The sequence below is a fragment of the Pantoea sp. BJFS-204 genome (genome assembly GCF_049310725.1).
GTDB classification, from domain to species: domain Bacteria; phylum Pseudomonadota; class Gammaproteobacteria; order Enterobacterales; family Enterobacteriaceae; genus Pantoea; species Pantoea agglomerans.
In genome coordinates this window covers 59,456-74,689 of sequence record NZ_JBMOWE010000010.1, presented here as the reverse complement: position 1 = coordinate 74,689, position 15,234 = coordinate 59,456, and the positions used below count along the sequence as shown (strand labels likewise).

Genomic DNA, 15,234 nt, shown 5'->3' with positions numbered 1-15,234 from the left:
TGTCACGGGGAATTCTGGCAGATAACCCAGCGGCTGGGCGGAGAAGGAGAAAAGGCGTGGTTGTGGGGGATAAGCGGTCAGCGCAGGAATGCGCTGACCGCAACGCATTACGGTTTCATGACCTGGTCATAGCTGCCGCCATCGGCGAAGTGGGCTTTCTGAGCCTGTGTCCAGCCACCAAACTTGTCCTGAATGGTAAACAGCTTCACTGGCGCAAAGGTGCTGGCGAATTTCTTCGCGACTTCAGCATCACGCGGACGGTAGTAGTTCTGTGCAGCGATAGTCTGGCCTTCTGGCGAGTAGAGGTATTTCAGATAAGCGTCGGCGACTTTACGCGTCCCCTTTTCATCTACCACTTTATCGACCACCGACACGGTCGGTTCCGCCAGAATCGATTCGCTCGGAGTGACAATCTCGAACTTGTCTTTGCCCAGCTTGTTAACCGCCAGATAGGCTTCGTTTTCCCAGGCGATCAGCACATCACCAATCCCGCGCTCAACGAAGGTGTTGGTTGCGCCGCGTGCGCCGGAATCCTGCACTTCAACGTTTTTAAACAGCGCTCTGACGTAAGCCAGCGCTTTAGCCTGATCGCCGTTGTTATGATCCAGCGCCCAGCCCCAGGCCGCCAGATAGTTCCAGCGTGCGCCGCCGGACGTTTTCGGGTTAGGGGTGATAACAGATACGCCTGGCTTCGTCAGGTCGCTCCAGTCATGGATGCCTTTAGGGTTATCTTTACGAACCAGGAAGACAATGGTCGAGGTGTAGGGCGCAGAGTTGTCCGGCAGACGCTGAATCCAGTTTTTATCAATACGACCGCGTTCTGCAATGGCATCAACATCCGATTGCAACGCCAGTGTGACCACATCCGCCCGAATGCCGTTAATCACGGAGGTCGCCTGCTTACCGGAACCGCCATGCGACTGACGGACCACGACATTATCGCCGGTTTCCTGTTTGTAGTGCGCACTGAACGCTTTATTGTACTGTTCGTACAGCTCACGCGTTGGATCGTAGGAAACGTTTAACAGCTGAATGTCTTTCGCCAGAACGCTGGTTGAGGCCAGCAACAGGGTAACGCCGATACTCCACTTGTTCATTACGCACTCTCCCAATGTCGTTATGGGCTAAGCGTGACATAAACCAATACAGAGCTAAAAGAATTAAAAATAAGCTGTTATAACCATGGGGAATATAGAGGCGGGATGCCGGGGCGCGCCAGGTCGCACACCCCGCAGAGGAATTAATAGAGTTTTTTCGCGGTGTCGAGCCAGTCGCGCTTGAACGGACGCTTCATATTTTCAATGGCGTCGACGATGTCGTGATGCACCATCTTCTCGTTCTGAATACCGACGCAACGGCCGCCGTAGCCCTGCATCAGCAGTTCAATGGAGTAGGCACCCATGCGTGAGGCCAGAATACGGTCATACGCACAAGGTGCACCGCCACGCTGAATGTGGCCCAGAACGGTAGAACGGGTTTCACGCTTGGTTTCTGTTTCGATGAAACGCGCCAGATCGTCGATATCGCAGATGTGCTCGGTAATCGCCACGATAGCGTGCTTTTTACCTTTGGCGATGCCCGCTTTGATTTCCGCTACCAGCTCTTCACGGGTATACGGGAACTCAGGCAGTACGATGAACTCACAGCCACCCGCAATGGCGGCCGCCAGTGTCAGATCGCCACAGTAGCGACCCATCACTTCCACAATCGAAATACGCTGATGCGATGAAGAGGTATCACGCAGGCGGTCAATCGCTTCAACCACGGTTTCCAGTGCAGTGAAATAGCCGATAGTGTAATCCGTTCCGGCAACGTCGTTATCGATGGTGCCTGGCAGACCAATGCACGGGAAGCCCATTTCAGTCAGGCGCTTAGCCCCCATGTAGGAACCGTCACCCCCAATAACAACCAGCGCATCAATGCCGCGCTTTTTCATGTTCTCAATGGCAACCTGACGCACATCTTCATTACGGAATTCAGGGAAACGTGCTGAGCCCAGGAAAGTGCCGCCGCGGTTAATCATGTCGGAAACGCTGTAGCGATCAAGATTGATCATGCGATCTTCGTACAATCCCAGGTAACCGTCATAGATCCCAAAAACTTCCAGTCCTTCACTCAGCGCGGAACGCACCACGCCACGAATAGCTGCGTTCATGCCTGGGGCGTCACCGCCGCTGGTTAATACACCAATTTTTTTGATCATGACAACCTCTGGATTGTTCAAAACTAAGGGTTAATCCTGCCTGTCGATCGCTGCTGAAGCTCATTTTACGACTCGCGCGACACGTGATGGCAGATAGTATATCAAAGGCTTGCTGCTGAATTGATTCAGGTCAGACAACTTTTCACTATTTTTTGCAGCAATGTTAGCGTTACGTCATCCCTGCCGTATCGATTTGATTCATTTAAGTTAAAAACCTAAAGAATCCTCTCTCTCGAACGGTACCACAGAACAGGGATCCTGATGGATAATTACGTCTGACCCGGGAAATTCTTTGCGTAACGCCTTCTCAACCTGATCGGCTACCCGATGCGCCTGCACCAGTGGCAGCTGATCTTCCAGTTCCAGATGCAGCTGAATAAATTTGGTCGGCCCGGACTGACGGGTTCGCAGATCGTGAACGCCCTGCACCTGCGGCCAGTTTGTCGCAAGCGTCAGGATTTGCTGCCGTTCCTCTTCCGGTAACGCGCGATCCAGCAATGACTGAACCGCCTCGTAGCCCATACGCAGTGCGCTGTAGAGAATAAAAATACCAATGCCCAGCGCAAACAGGGCATCCGCCCGGGCAAAGCCATAGCTGCTCAGCACCAGCGCAACCAAAATAGCGCCATTCATGATGACGTCGGACTGATAGTGCAGCATGTCAGCCCGGATCGCCTGGCTGCGGGTTTTACGAACCACCCAGCGCTGAAAGGCCACCAGCACCAGCGTTGAGCTCAGCGCCACCACGGTCACTACAATACCGACGCCGGGCGCCCGCAACTCATTGGGCGTCGCCAGATGCTGCAGGCCGGTCAGAAACAGAAACAGCGCCGACCCGGAAATAAACATACTTTGCGCCAGCGCTGCCAGCGACTCCGCTTTGCCGTGCCCGAAAGTATGATCTTCGTCAGCGGGCTGCAGTGCATAACGCACCACCAGCAGATTGGTCAGCGAGGCGGCGATATCCACCAGTGAATCCACCAGAGAGGCCAGTAAACTCACCGAACCGGTGTACCACCAGGCAAAAATTTTCACGAGCAACAGCACAGACGCAAGAATGGTCGCGCCGAGCGCAGCACGCTTTACCAGTCGGCCATAAGAGGGTTGCATGCCAGGTTCCCTGTGCGGCATCAGAGAAGATGCGCACCAAAATGAATGAATGGCTCAAGTTTAACATCGGGAGGCGGGCACTGCTTAGCGGGTCGATCAACGGATCAGGCTTTTTTGGGAAGGCGCGACAGGTACAAAAAAACAAGCCCCGGCCTCTGTGGGAGGACGGGGCAAAGTGTCATACACATCAGTACCAGGCCACATTCAGGCCCTGGTCCGGGCTGAGAAAGGGCCGACGACTACTTTTTGCCGCCTTTTTTCCCGGCTTCTGATGCTTTTTCACGATCGTTTTTGAAATTTCCGCCGCCGCTACTCTGGCCGCCTTTCTTACCGGCTTCAGACGCTTTTTGCGGATTATCTGCGAAATTACCTGAACCACCACGATGCTCTGCCATAACTTACTCCGTTAATAGATTCATTCAGGACTACATAATGTGGTTGCTGCTCCCTGAGACTTCGCAAAGACACTTAACTTCCCTGCAGTGACAGGATTAAGTGTAGAGGGTGCGCCTGAACCGGCAAGCGTAACGCGGGGGACTTATCTCATTGAAAAATATAATTAAAGTTTTCTATGCCTGCCTGTAATTCATTCACTTTCAGTGAGTTATAATATTTAACAGGCGGTCAAACCCTTACCGGTACGCTTAAATTTAAGTCATGACCTGAATAGTAAGGAATCGGTGAGACTTACCCATAAAAGCTCAACAAGCGCTAATCAAACAAAGGTTTTATTGCGGAGTGATGATTCCAGTCAAAATAAAAAAAGTGAAAAAAAGATAAAAAAAACCCCCACCATCATGGCGGGGGAAGACAGGGATGTGTCTATGGCAAGGAAAACAGGGATACTATGTTACTGGTTACTGCTGGTACTACTCACTGCCTGCAGCGATGACGCTGACTGCAAATTCGAAAACTGTCGCAGCTCATTAAGTCGCCGCTGGTAATTCTGCTGTAACGCCGACTGCTGGGCTGGCGTTAGCAGCTGGAACATTTGATTCTGTACACGCGCCATCTCGACCTGCTGTTCAACCTGAACTCTGGCGATCACTTCCGCCTTCTCGCGGATGGCCGCTTCGTTAAACTGGTCTGCAGTCACTAACTCATGTAGTGCTGCGATATCGTCAATATGGACGACCGGGCGCTCATGTCGGGCCTGTTGCATCAGGTCTCGCATCTGCTGACGTTGCTCTTCAGTCAGCTCGATGCCATCGAACATGTGGCTTTGCGGATTTTGCGTCATACTGCCTGTCGGCAATCCGCCATGATGCATCTCGTCAATCGTCGTCGCATCTTTAGCACCTGCGCTGGCGACACTCAGAGCCATCGCTGAGGCAAGGACGACGGCGGTTAATTTGCGCATCGTGTACTCCAGTTCGTTCCGTTTTGCGATTCAACGAGAGCCAGTGTACGGCGACAGCTGCAAACATCCGTCAGGGGGTGTAAAACTACGTAAAGCGATGGATAGGTGCGCCAGGAACACGGTATTTTGCCTGCGGAGGGCTACAAAAATGAATAAAATCCTGTTGGTAGATGACGATCGCGAATTAACTTCGCTTTTAAAAGAACTGTTAGAAATGGAAGGGTTTGAAGTGGTGGTAGCCAGCGATGGTGAACAAGCGCTGAACCTGCTCGATAACTCAATTGATTTGCTTTTACTGGATGTCATGATGCCGAAGAAAAACGGTATCGACACCCTGAAAGAACTGCGTCAGCAACATCAAACCCCCGTCATCATGCTAACGGCGCGCGGCAGCGAGCTGGATCGCGTACTGGGCCTCGAACTGGGCGCAGATGACTATCTGCCTAAACCGTTTAACGATCGTGAACTGGTGGCGCGTATCCGCGCTATTCTGCGGCGCTCAAACTGGAGTGAACAGCAGCAGCAACACGACAATAGCTCGCCTACGCTGGAAGTGGACTGCCTGCGTCTCAATCCCGGCCGTCAGGAGGCCAGTTTTGATGATGTCACGCTGGATTTGACCGGCACGGAGTTCACCCTGCTCTATCTGCTGGCGCAGCATCTGGGCCAGGTGGTGTCGCGTGAGCACCTGAGTCAGGAAGTGCTGGGCAAACGCCTGACGCCTTTTGACCGCGCTATTGATATGCATATCTCCAATCTGCGTCGCAAGCTGCCTGAACGCCGTGACGGCCATCCCTGGTTCAAAACCTTACGTGGTCGCGGCTATCTGATGGTTTCGGCATCATGATTGGAAGTCTGACCACCCGTATCTTCGCCATCTTCTGGTTGACGCTGGCGCTGGTGTTGATGCTGGTGCTAATGGTGCCCAAGCTTGATTCACGACAGATGACCTCGCTGCTGGAGAGTGAACAGCGGCAGGGCATCATGATTGAGCAACACGTCGAAGCAGAGCTGTCACAGGATCCCCCTAACGATCTGATGTGGTGGCGTCGTCTGTTTCGGGCAGTGGAAAAGTGGGCACCGCCGGGTCAGCGGCTGCTGTTAGTCACCAGTGAAGGTCGGGTGATCGGCGCGCAACATAACGAAATGCAGGTTATCCGCAATTTTATCGGCCAGTCTGACAATGCCGATCATCCGCAGAAGAAGAAATATGGTCGTGTTGAGCTGGTAGGGCCTTTCGCCGTTCGGGATGGCGAAGATAACTACCAGCTTTACATGATTCGTCCCGCCAACAGTTCCCAGCTCGATTTCGTGAATCTGCTGTTTGACCGTCCCCTGTTACTGCTTATCGTCACCATGCTCATCAGCTCCCCGCTGCTGCTCTGGCTGGCCTGGAGCCTGGCACGTCCGGCACGTAAGCTGAAATATGCTGCCGACGAAGTCGCAAGCGGAAACCTGCGTCAGCATCCGGAACTGGAATCGGGCCCACAGGAGTTTCTGGCGGCGGGTTCCAGCTTTAACCAGATGGTCAGTGCGCTGGAGCGGATGATGACCGGTCAGCAACGTCTGTTATCAGATATCAGCCATGAGCTTCGTACCCCGCTCACCCGTCTGCAACTGGCTACCGCGCTGCTGCGTCGGCGCCAGGGTGAAGGCAAAGAGCTGGGCCGCATTGAAATGGAAGCACAGCGTCTTGATGGCATGATTAACGATCTGCTGGTGCTGTCGCGCACCCAGCATAAAAATGCGCTGGTCAGCGAAGCGATGAAGGCGAATCAGTTGTGGAATGGGGTGCTGGAAGATGCCCGCTTCGAAGCGGAGCAGATGGGCAAGAAGATGGATATTCCCTATCCGCCTGGCCCGTGGCCGCTTTATGGTAATCCCCATGCGCTGGAGAGTGCGCTGGAAAATATCGTACGCAATGCGCTGCGCTATTCACACACCCATATCAGCGTCAGCTTCTCCGTCGATATTTCCGGCATCACGGTACACGTTGATGACGATGGTCCAGGCGTGAGTCCGGAAGATCGTGAACAGATTTTCCGGCCTTTCTACCGTACCGATGAAGCACGCGATCGCGAATCAGGCGGCACCGGTCTTGGCCTGGCGATTGTTGAAACGGCAGTGCAGCAACATCGCGGCTGGGTTAAAGCGGATGACAGCCCATTGGGCGGCCTGCGTCTGACCCTCTGGTTGCCGCTCTACTCCTCCGCTCGTCAATAATTTGTTATGCTTCGGCCCCTGTCATCGGGGGCCTTATGCTTAACATTGTCTTGTTTGAACCAGAAATTCCGCCGAATACCGGCAATATCATCCGCCTGTGTGCCAATACTGGCTTTCAGCTTCATCTGATTCAGCCGCTTGGTTTTGCCTGGGATGACAAGCGTTTACGCCGCGCCGGGCTGGATTACCACGAATTTACTGCCATTAAATTCCACGCCGACTATCAGGCGTTTATCGCCTCAGAGTCGCCTGAGCGTCTGTTTGCGCTGACGACCAAAGGTACGCCCGCACACAGTGCCGTAGCGTACCAGGCTGGCGATTATCTGCTGTTTGGCCCGGAGAGCCGTGGACTTCCGGCTGAGATCTTAGCGGCGTTACCGGCTCAGCAGAAAATCCGTATCCCGATGAAAGCGGAAAGCCGCAGTATGAATTTGTCGAACGCCGTCTCGGTGGTGGTCTATGAAGCGTGGCGCCAGCTTGATTATGCGGGCGCGCTGATTAAAGACTAGATGCCGTCGCCAAACTGAAAACCCGCCAGGCTGCCATTAAAGTGCTGATCCATATCCATCGACGGCTTTTCACTGCCTGGCTTACCAACGATTCGCGCGGGTACGCCTGCTGCAGTGGTGTGCGGCGGCACGGGCTGTAACACTACGGATCCGGCACCGATTTTGGCTCCCTTGCCAACTTCAATATTGCCCAGGACTTTCGCACCGGCACCAATCATCACCCCTTCACGGATTTTCGGGTGACGATCGCCGCTGGTTTTGCCGGTTCCGCCCAGCGTAACCGATTGCAGGATCGAGACATCATTCTCAACCACGGCGGTTTCACCAATCACAATGCCTGTGGCATGGTCGAGCATGATGCCGTGGCCGATGTTGGCGGCGGGATGAATATCGACGGCAAAGGAGACGGAGATTTCATTCTGCAGATAAACCGCCAGCGCGCGCCGGCCTTCATTCCACAGCCAGTGGCCAATGCGGTAGGCCTGTAAGGCGTGAAAACCTTTGAGGTAGAGCAGCGGCGTGGAGTATTTATCGACTGCCGGGTCACGCTGGCGCACCGCCTGAATATCGTACGCCGCTGACATAATCATCGACGGATCTTCACGGTAGGCTTCTTCAACGATTTCACGAATGGCGATGGCGGGCATAATCGGGTTAGCCAGCTTGTTGGCCAGCATATAACTCAGTGCACTACCGAGATTTTCATGCTTGAGCAATGTCGCGTGGAAGAAGCTGGCCAGCATCGGCTCACAATCAGCCAGGGCGCGCGCTTCTGCTTTGATATTATTCCAGACCAGTTCTAACTCATCAGACGACATTGCTGTTTTCTCCCGATAAAAAAAGCGCCTGAATGGGCGCTGCAGGTGATGATGCTACGCGTCCTGCGTTAGCCAGTGCTGTTTTCGTCCTTCCTTGTTCGTCCCAGCAGACTCAATGCTGCATCTCTCGCCGGCTTTTCGCAATACAGCACCTGATAAATCTGCTCGGTGATCGGCATTTCCACACCAAAACGGGCAGCCAATGCTTTGACTTCTTTGGTGTTTCTGTAGCCTTCTACAACTTGTCCGATAATGCGTTGCGCGCTATCTACATCCTCGCCCTGGCCCAGCATCATGCCAAAACGACGGTTACGCGACTGATTATCGGTACAGGTCAGCACCAGATCGCCCAGACCCGCCATCCCCATAAAGGTGGTGGGATCGGCACCCAGCGCGGCGCCCAGCCGGCTCATTTCAGCCAGACCACGGGTGATCAGTGCGGTACGTGCATTCGCGCCAAAACCAATCCCGTCAGAGATCCCGGCACCGATAGCAATCACGTTTTTTACCGCGCCGCCCAGCTGTACGCCGATGAAGTCAGGGTTGTTATAAACGCGGAAGCTCTTACCGCAGTGCAGCTTCTGCTGCAGATCCTCAGCAAACTGCGCATCCGTTGCGGCCAGCGCGATAGCCGTCGGTAATCCGGCTGCCAGCTCTTTCGCAAAGGTCGGTCCGGAGATCACAGCCAGCGGAATGTCATCGCCGACAATTTCCCGCGCCACATCCTGCAGCAGACGGCCGGTCTCTTTTTCCAGCCCTTTGGTCGCCCAGACAATACGCGAGTCTGACCGCAGATGAGGCTTGATCTGCTGCAGCACCTCGCCAAACACATGACTCGGCACCACGATCAATAAATCGCGGCTGGCAGCAATAGCTTTAGTCAGATCAGGTTCAAGAGAAAGATGGTCGGGGAACGGGACATCAGGCAGGAAAGCGGTGTTGCAGCGGTCACTCTGAAGTTGCGCCAGATGCGCCGGGTTATGTCCCCACAACAGCACCGGATGGCCGTTACGGGCCAGCGTAATCGCCAAAGCGGTGCCGTATGAACCGGCACCGATGACGCTAATCGAAGCGTGAGTTGTCATCAGGCATCCTGATGTGGTTCAGCACCTTCTTCACCTTGCTGCTGCTGCAGGTAGTTCATGAACAGCGCATCAAAGTTAACCGGTGCCAGGTTCAGCTGCGGGAAGGTACCACGTGATACCAGGCTGGTAATGCATTCGCGTGCGTACGGGAACAGGATGTTCGGGCAGTATGCGCCCAGGCAATGTGCCATCTGCGTTCCTTCGATACCGCTGATGGTGAAAATACCGGCCTGCTGAACTTCACACAGGAAAGCGGTTTCTTCGCCCACGGTGGCGGTTACAGTCACACGAAGTACCACTTCGTAAACTTCGTCAGCCAGCTGAGAAGATGCAGTGTCCAGATCCAGTTTAACGTCCGGTTCCCACTCTTTCTGGAAAACCTGTGGTGCATTTGGCGCTTCAAAAGAGATGTCTTTGGTGAATACGCGCTGAATCTGGAATTGCATTTCGTTGGTGTTATGTTCTGACATGTGACCAAATCCTATGTATGAGATTGTCCGGCGTAAAATTACGCCTGCAGTAAGGGATCTAAACCTTCGCGATTATCGAGTGCGAATAAGTCGTCGCAGCCACCAATGTGCTGCGCATCAATAAAAATCTGAGGCACGGTGGTGCGGCCGCTACGCTTGATCATCTCTTCGCGTTTCGCCATGTCTCCATCAATGGGGATCTCCTGAAACGATACGCCTTTTTGCGTTAACAGCGCCTTCGCCCGATGGCAGTAAGGACAGGTCGCCTTGGTATACACTTCAACATTTGCCATGATCAGCACCTCTGTAAGATTATTTGCCGCGAACTAACGGCAGATTTTCGCCGCTCCAGCCACTGATACCATCTTTCAGCACTGAAACCCGCTCAAAGCCGGCCGCGCTGAGATGCGCAGCAGAATCACCCGCGCTTTGTCCGGTTGCACACACCACAATTATGGGCTGCGCTTTATGCTTTGCCAGTTCGTCGATGTTGCCTTTTTTAATCTCAGCGGCTGCGACATTCAGCGCACCTGAAATATGGCCTCTGCGGAAATCGTCGCGCGAACGCACGTCTACAACTACCGCGTCCTCTTTGTTAATCAGGCGGGTTGCTTCACCGCGACTGATCGTTTTTACCTTAGAGAACATTCCTTTAACGGTAGTCACAATCACCAGAACGAGTAAAACGACCCATGCCAGACTCAGGATGGGGTGATTGCTTGCAAACTGCATAATTTCTTGCATGAGGGGTAACGACTCCAGACCGGGCTAATAAGCTAAAACAAGGATTCTGAGTATACCTGCGCCACTTCGCATGTACAGATGCTATGCGGCCAGAGTATCGATTTGTGCTTCATTTTCCAAAAAAAGTGGCTGAATAGCAAAAATGGCGTAAGGCTTAATCCATGTCATTGTGAAAGTGGACATAACTGGAAAAGCAAATGCCAGTGGGGAGCACTGGTAAGCGGCGGTTCATCGTGGAATAATCATTGGCCTATGAAGGGAAAAACAACCGTTTCGCACACAAGGACCCGTCCCAACGGCGATAACCTGCCGTTGTTCACACACTTGTCCAGCCTCTCCCTTAGCCTGCTTTGTGCGGGGGCACTGTTATTGCCTGCCGCCGCCGTTAGTGCAGAAGACAGCAAATCTCAGCTGCAATCTATTCAGCAAAACATCGCTGAAAAAGAGAAAAGCGTTAAAGCGCAAAAGTTGCAGCGCAGCAAATTACTGGATCAGTTGCAGAGCCAGGAAAAAATCATCGCTCAGGCGAGCCGTCAGTTGCGTGACACCCGCAATAGCCTCAACGCCCTGAATGATGAAATCAAACAGCTTGCCACCTCCATCGCCCGCCTTGAAAAACAGCAAACCCAACAGGAAAACCTGCTTTCAGAGCAGCTTGATGCGGCGTTTCGTCAGGGTAAGCACAACGGTGTACAGCTGTTGATGGGCGGTGAAGAGAGTCAGCGCAGCGAGCGTATTCTGGCCTATTTCGGCTATCTGAATGCGGCGCGCCAGAAAAGTATCGAATCGCTGCAACAGACGCGTCAGGACTTAGCTCAGCAACGCGCCACGCTGGAGCAGAAGCAACAGCAGCAGAAAGGCTTATTAGCGCAGCAGCAGGGCCAGCAGCAGAAGCTGCAACAGGCGAGCGAAGCGCGGAAAAAAACCCTGACGACACTGGAAAGCGCGCTGGAAAAAGATCAGGCCGATCTGGTCGAGATGCGTCAGAACGAAAGCCGTCTGCAGGATAAGATCGCCCGTGCGGAACGCGAGGCGCGCGAGCGCGCCGCCCGTGAAGCGCGTGAGGCGGAAAAAGTGCGTCAGCGTCAGGCGCAGGCGAAAGCCAAAGGCTCCAGCTATCAGCCGACCCAGAGCGAACGCGAACTGGTGGCGCGCACCGGTGGACTCGGTCGCGCGGGCGGGCAGGCCTTGTGGCCGGTACGCGGACGCATTGAACATCGCTTTGGTGAACAGCTGCAGGGTGAACTGCGCTGGAAAGGACTGGTGATTGATGCGCGCGAAGGTACCGAGGTGAAAGCTATCGCCGATGGCCGCGTGCTGATGGCCGACTGGTTACAGGGCTACGGCCTGGTGGTCGTGCTGGAACATGGTAAAGGCGATATGAGCCTGTATGGCTACAACCAAAGTGCGCTGGTGAGCGTGGGTACGCAGGTGAAGGCAGGACAGCCTATCGCACTGGTGGGCACCAGTGGTGGCCGCGGTACTCCGTCGCTCTATTTTGAAATCCGACGTCAGGGACAGGCCGTCAATCCACTCCCGTGGTTAGGAAAATAGGTTTTGCTGCAACTTCGAAAAATCCCCGTTCTGTTGAGCGCCCTGCTGTTCAGCTACGCTGCGCAGGCGGGCAAACTGGCCATTGTCATCGATGACGTAGGCTATCGCCCTGCCGAAGAGAACAAGGTCCTGCAGATGCCGCAGGCCATTTCAGTGGCGGTTTTGCCCAACGCGCCACATGCCCGTGAAATGGCCACCAAAGCGCACCAGAGTGGTCACGAAGTGTTGATCCATCTGCCCATGGCGCCGCTGAGCAAGCAGCCGCTGGAAAAAGATACCTTAACGCCGGAGATGAGCAGCGAAGAAGTTACCCGCATCATGCGCAATGCGGTTAACAACGTGCCTTATGCCGTAGGTCTGAACAACCATATGGGCAGCAGGATGACCTCCAGCCTGCCCGGCATGCAGAAAGTGATGCAGGCGCTGAACCACTACAATCTCTACTTTCTGGATAGCATGACCATCGCTAACAGTCAGGCTGTTCCTGCCGCACAGGGCACCCAGGTCAGGGTATTAAAACGCCGGGTATTTCTGGATGACAGCCAGGATATTAATGCCATCCGCCAGCAGTTCAGTCGGGCGGTGAAACTGGCGCAGCGCGACGGTTACGCCATTGCCATTGGTCATCCCCACCCTAACACCGTGCGGGTGCTGCAGCAGATGTTACCCACATTGCCAGCCGACGTTACGCTGGTTCGTCCCAGTCAGCTGCTGAACGAATCACTGCACAGCAACTCACGGCCGCCTGTGGCGCCGGCAAAACCGGTGACACCGCGCTTCCAGCCTGCAGACCTGTGTAAACCGAAACAGCCGCTGGCGCCGGTTCCTGCCACCCGAGCCTTAACGGTAATAGCTGAAAGTGTGAATAACAGCCCGCTGTTTAACACGCTAAAAAATCTGTTCTGAATTTGCTATGAATGCTAAGTGTTCAGCTTAGCGTTCATTTATACGCAGAAATTACTATAATCCTGGGTCGGGCGATAACGTGCTGTGCGGGAACAGTGATAGGGATGACGATTATTAAACAAAAAATCCTGCTGCTGGATAACGGCAGAGAGTGGGGCGGCGGCACCAACAGTATGCTGGAGCTGTTGAAGCGTATTGATCGTCAAAAGTTTGATATCACCTGCTGCTTCTATCACAACTACAGCCGTGGCAACGACGAAACCATTGAGGCCACGCTGAATGCGCTGGCTATCCCGGTCTTTTTTATTCCGCAAATCAGGCAGCCACGCTGGGCAAAGTTTGTTAAAGAAGCCGCGCGTGCACTGCTGTTTTTTAATAAAAAGCTCAAGAAGCGCGCCATCGATCAGATTGATACACACTGGCGCATTATGCCCAATGCCAGCAAAATCAACTCACTGCTGCAGCTGGGGAAGTTTGACACGCTCTATATGAATAACCAGCCCAGCACCAATGTGGAAGGTTATCTGGCGGCGCGCAGCCTGGATGTTGCGGTAGTGCAACACTGCCGTATCGATCCGGTTCTGGAACCGCGGCTGGTCAGCATGGTTAATCAGGATTGCCAGGCGATCATTGCCGTGTCGCAGGGCGTGAATAACACCCTGCGCAGCCACGGTGTTGATGCGGAACGCTGTTTTACCGTCAATAATGCTATCGACATCCACCAGCCTCTGCCCGACCGCCTTGAAGTACGCCAGCGCTTTAAACTCTCCCCTTCGACCTTTGTGTTCGGCACGATCGGCTCGCTGATATTGCGTAAATCTAATCACCATATTCTGCAGGCACTGGGCCGTTTTAAACGCGCTAATCCCGATGCCGACTGGAAGATGGTGGTTGTTGGAGCGGGTCCGGAACTTCAGCATCTGCTGCAACTCGCTACCGCAGAGAACATCCAGCAGCATGTGGTCTTTACGGGCTTTCAGAACAACGCGCTGGATTACCTCACTGCCTTTGATGCGTTTATTCTTGCCTCACGCAGTGAGGGCTTACCAAGGGTGGTGCTGGAGGCGATGCTGGTGAATACCGCCGTAGTGGGATCCCGCGTGGTCGGCACTGCCGAATTGATCAGTCATGACGAAACCGGGCTGCTATTTGATTATGGCAACGTGGTGCAACTGACCCAGCATCTGACCGCACTGTGGCAGGATGCGGATTTACGTCAACGCCTGATCAATGCGGCAGCGAAACGCGTACGTGAACAGTACGCTATTGAAACTTATATCAGCGGCGTCGAGAATATTTTGCAAAGCGTCGTGAAAAAGAAACCTCATGCTTAATTTTTTAAATCCCCGTTATCGCCATATCAGAGCGAGCCATAACCTGCCTTATTCGCAGAAAGAGGTTCAGGGCACTGTACCGGTAACCTCGGTCGTGATTCCCTGCACCGGCGCGGACTATATTGAAGAAGCCCTGCTCAGTGCCGATTTTGCGGCGCGCTTTGCGACAGAGGCTGAAGAGATCGTAATTGTCAGCGATCAGCCGGCTCACGCCTTTGGCAGCCTGCCAGTAAAAACCCGCGTGGCGACGCTGGATGTCCCGCATCGGGAAGAGAGCTATCGCTACAAGCAGATCTATCGCAGTCGTTTGATTAAATTGCAGGCGCCCTTACAGGCAAAAGGCGACGGCATTCTGATGATCGATTCCGACCTCAATCTGCTTAAGATGCCGGAGATCATGATGAAGCCCGGCCATCTCTATTCCAGTTTTCGTCAGGGGAAAATGATTGCCAAGCTGGCTGATGCGCCGGAAGAGGCGATTCCCGCCTACTACGCGCACAGTATCCGGCCCTGGCTGGTGGATCACGTGAATGGGGCTTACCTGGCTGCCACCCGTGAAGTCTGGCAGCGCATTTCGCCGCTGTGGCTGACGCTGTTTAATGATACCTGGAATTTAATGAACGACAGCCAGCCGCCTACTGACCAGCTGCCGCTCGCGGTGTTGCTGGACATGCTGGATATTAAAACCGTCAATCTGGGCGAATGGGCTAACTGGCCGGTCTCAAAGAAAATTGGCGGTCAGTCGGCGGTGATCCCGCCTGAAGTGGTAGGCGCACATGGCGGCTTTCCGCTGTCGGAATGGCAAAAATACCTCGCCGATCCGCAACAGCCGCTGAACTTTAAAGGCCAGGACTACACGCGCAAAGTGCGCTACCTGACCGATGAAGAGAAAAAACAAAGCTAATCATGCGGCCGCCC

The 15,234-nt window shown here is 54.0% G+C and carries 17 protein-coding genes; 7 read left to right on the top strand and 10 right to left on the bottom strand.

Features of this window, described 5'->3' with window-relative positions; all coding sequences use genetic code 11:
- Positions 1-107: 107 nt before the first annotated feature.
- From ACO6VX_RS20980 to cpxP, 5 genes are all read right to left on the bottom strand, one after another.
- Positions 108-1,097, bottom strand: a complete 990-nt coding sequence (locus ACO6VX_RS20980) for a sulfate ABC transporter substrate-binding protein (RefSeq protein WP_010258203.1) — start codon at positions 1,095-1,097, stop codon at positions 108-110.
- Between the two features lie 143 nt (positions 1,098-1,240).
- A complete protein-coding gene (gene pfkA, locus ACO6VX_RS20975) occupies positions 1,241-2,203 on the bottom strand; it encodes a 6-phosphofructokinase (protein WP_003851263.1) in 963 nt (320 codons plus the stop codon).
- 207 nt (positions 2,204-2,410) lie between these two features.
- Positions 2,411-3,313: a CDF family cation-efflux transporter FieF gene (fieF, locus tag ACO6VX_RS20970; protein WP_010258208.1), complete on the bottom strand. Its 903-nt coding sequence runs from the start codon at positions 3,311-3,313 to the stop codon at positions 2,411-2,413.
- A 239-nt stretch (positions 3,314-3,552) separates the two neighbouring features.
- Positions 3,553-3,708 carry a general stress protein gene (locus ACO6VX_RS20965; RefSeq protein ID WP_010258211.1) on the bottom strand — a complete coding sequence of 52 codons (156 nt, stop codon included), beginning with the start codon at positions 3,706-3,708 and terminating at the stop codon, positions 3,553-3,555.
- 455 nt (positions 3,709-4,163) lie between these two features.
- Positions 4,164-4,673, bottom strand: coding sequence for a cell-envelope stress modulator CpxP (cpxP, locus tag ACO6VX_RS20960; protein WP_010258214.1), 510 nt, complete (start codon positions 4,671-4,673; stop codon positions 4,164-4,166).
- A gap of 148 nt (positions 4,674-4,821) precedes the next feature.
- Here cpxP and cpxR point away from each other — a divergent pair, with 148 nt between their 5' ends.
- Genes cpxR through trmL form a run of 3 tightly spaced genes read left to right on the top strand, consistent with a single transcriptional unit; the run spans position 4,822 to position 7,405 of the window.
- Positions 4,822-5,520, top strand: a complete 699-nt coding sequence (gene cpxR / locus ACO6VX_RS20955) for an envelope stress response regulator transcription factor CpxR (protein ID WP_009088062.1) — start codon at positions 4,822-4,824, stop codon at positions 5,518-5,520.
- Positions 5,517-6,896: an envelope stress sensor histidine kinase CpxA gene (gene cpxA, locus ACO6VX_RS20950; protein WP_010258221.1), complete on the top strand. Its 1,380-nt coding sequence runs from the start codon at positions 5,517-5,519 to the stop codon at positions 6,894-6,896. The genes cpxR and cpxA overlap by 4 nt, the downstream gene beginning before the upstream one ends.
- A 35-nt stretch (positions 6,897-6,931) precedes the next feature.
- Entirely contained in the window at positions 6,932-7,405 is a 474-nt protein-coding gene (trmL, locus tag ACO6VX_RS20945; RefSeq protein ID WP_010258223.1) for a tRNA (uridine(34)/cytosine(34)/5-carboxymethylaminomethyluridine(34)-2'-O)-methyltransferase TrmL, read from the top strand.
- On the opposite strand, the gene cysE is transcribed toward trmL, so the two are convergent.
- The 5 genes from cysE to ACO6VX_RS20920 form a co-directional block, all read right to left on the bottom strand.
- Complete coding sequence (gene cysE / locus ACO6VX_RS20940) at positions 7,402-8,223, bottom strand: serine O-acetyltransferase (RefSeq protein ID WP_010258225.1); 822 nt, start codon at positions 8,221-8,223, stop codon at positions 7,402-7,404. The genes trmL and cysE overlap by 4 nt on opposite strands.
- Before the next feature lie 68 nt (positions 8,224-8,291).
- Positions 8,292-9,308: an NAD(P)H-dependent glycerol-3-phosphate dehydrogenase gene (gpsA, locus tag ACO6VX_RS20935; protein ID WP_010258227.1), complete on the bottom strand. Its 1,017-nt coding sequence runs from the start codon at positions 9,306-9,308 to the stop codon at positions 8,292-8,294.
- Positions 9,308-9,778, bottom strand: coding sequence for a protein-export chaperone SecB (gene secB, locus ACO6VX_RS20930; RefSeq protein ID WP_010258229.1), 471 nt, complete (start codon positions 9,776-9,778; stop codon positions 9,308-9,310). The genes gpsA and secB overlap by 1 nt, the downstream gene beginning before the upstream one ends.
- Positions 9,779-9,816: 38 nt before the next feature.
- Entirely contained in the window at positions 9,817-10,071 is a 255-nt protein-coding gene (grxC, locus tag ACO6VX_RS20925; RefSeq protein ID WP_010258231.1) for a glutaredoxin 3, read from the bottom strand.
- Between the two features lie 19 nt (positions 10,072-10,090).
- Positions 10,091-10,522: a rhodanese-like domain-containing protein gene (locus ACO6VX_RS20920; RefSeq protein WP_010258234.1), complete on the bottom strand. Its 432-nt coding sequence runs from the start codon at positions 10,520-10,522 to the stop codon at positions 10,091-10,093.
- Positions 10,523-10,774: 252 nt separating this feature from the next.
- On the opposite strand from ACO6VX_RS20920, the gene envC reads away from it, so the two are divergent.
- The 4 genes from envC to ACO6VX_RS20900 all read left to right on the top strand — a co-directional run bounded on the left by envC (position 10,775) and on the right by ACO6VX_RS20900 (position 15,220).
- Positions 10,775-12,076: a murein hydrolase activator EnvC gene (gene envC, locus ACO6VX_RS20915; RefSeq protein WP_029519509.1), complete on the top strand. Its 1,302-nt coding sequence runs from the start codon at positions 10,775-10,777 to the stop codon at positions 12,074-12,076.
- A 3-nt stretch (positions 12,077-12,079) separates the two neighbouring features.
- Positions 12,080-12,982, top strand: a complete 903-nt coding sequence (locus tag ACO6VX_RS20910) for a divergent polysaccharide deacetylase family protein (RefSeq protein ID WP_010672082.1) — start codon at positions 12,080-12,082, stop codon at positions 12,980-12,982.
- 104 nt (positions 12,983-13,086) lie between these two features.
- Positions 13,087-14,316, top strand: a complete 1,230-nt coding sequence (locus ACO6VX_RS20905; RefSeq protein WP_010672083.1) for a glycosyltransferase — start codon at positions 13,087-13,089, stop codon at positions 14,314-14,316.
- The gene (locus tag ACO6VX_RS20900) at positions 14,309-15,220 is read left to right on the top strand and encodes a hypothetical protein (protein WP_045139507.1); all 912 of its coding nucleotides are present in this window, start codon (positions 14,309-14,311) and stop codon (positions 15,218-15,220) included. Before ACO6VX_RS20905 ends, ACO6VX_RS20900 begins: the two co-directional genes overlap by 8 nt.
- Positions 15,221-15,234 lie beyond the last annotated feature (14 nt).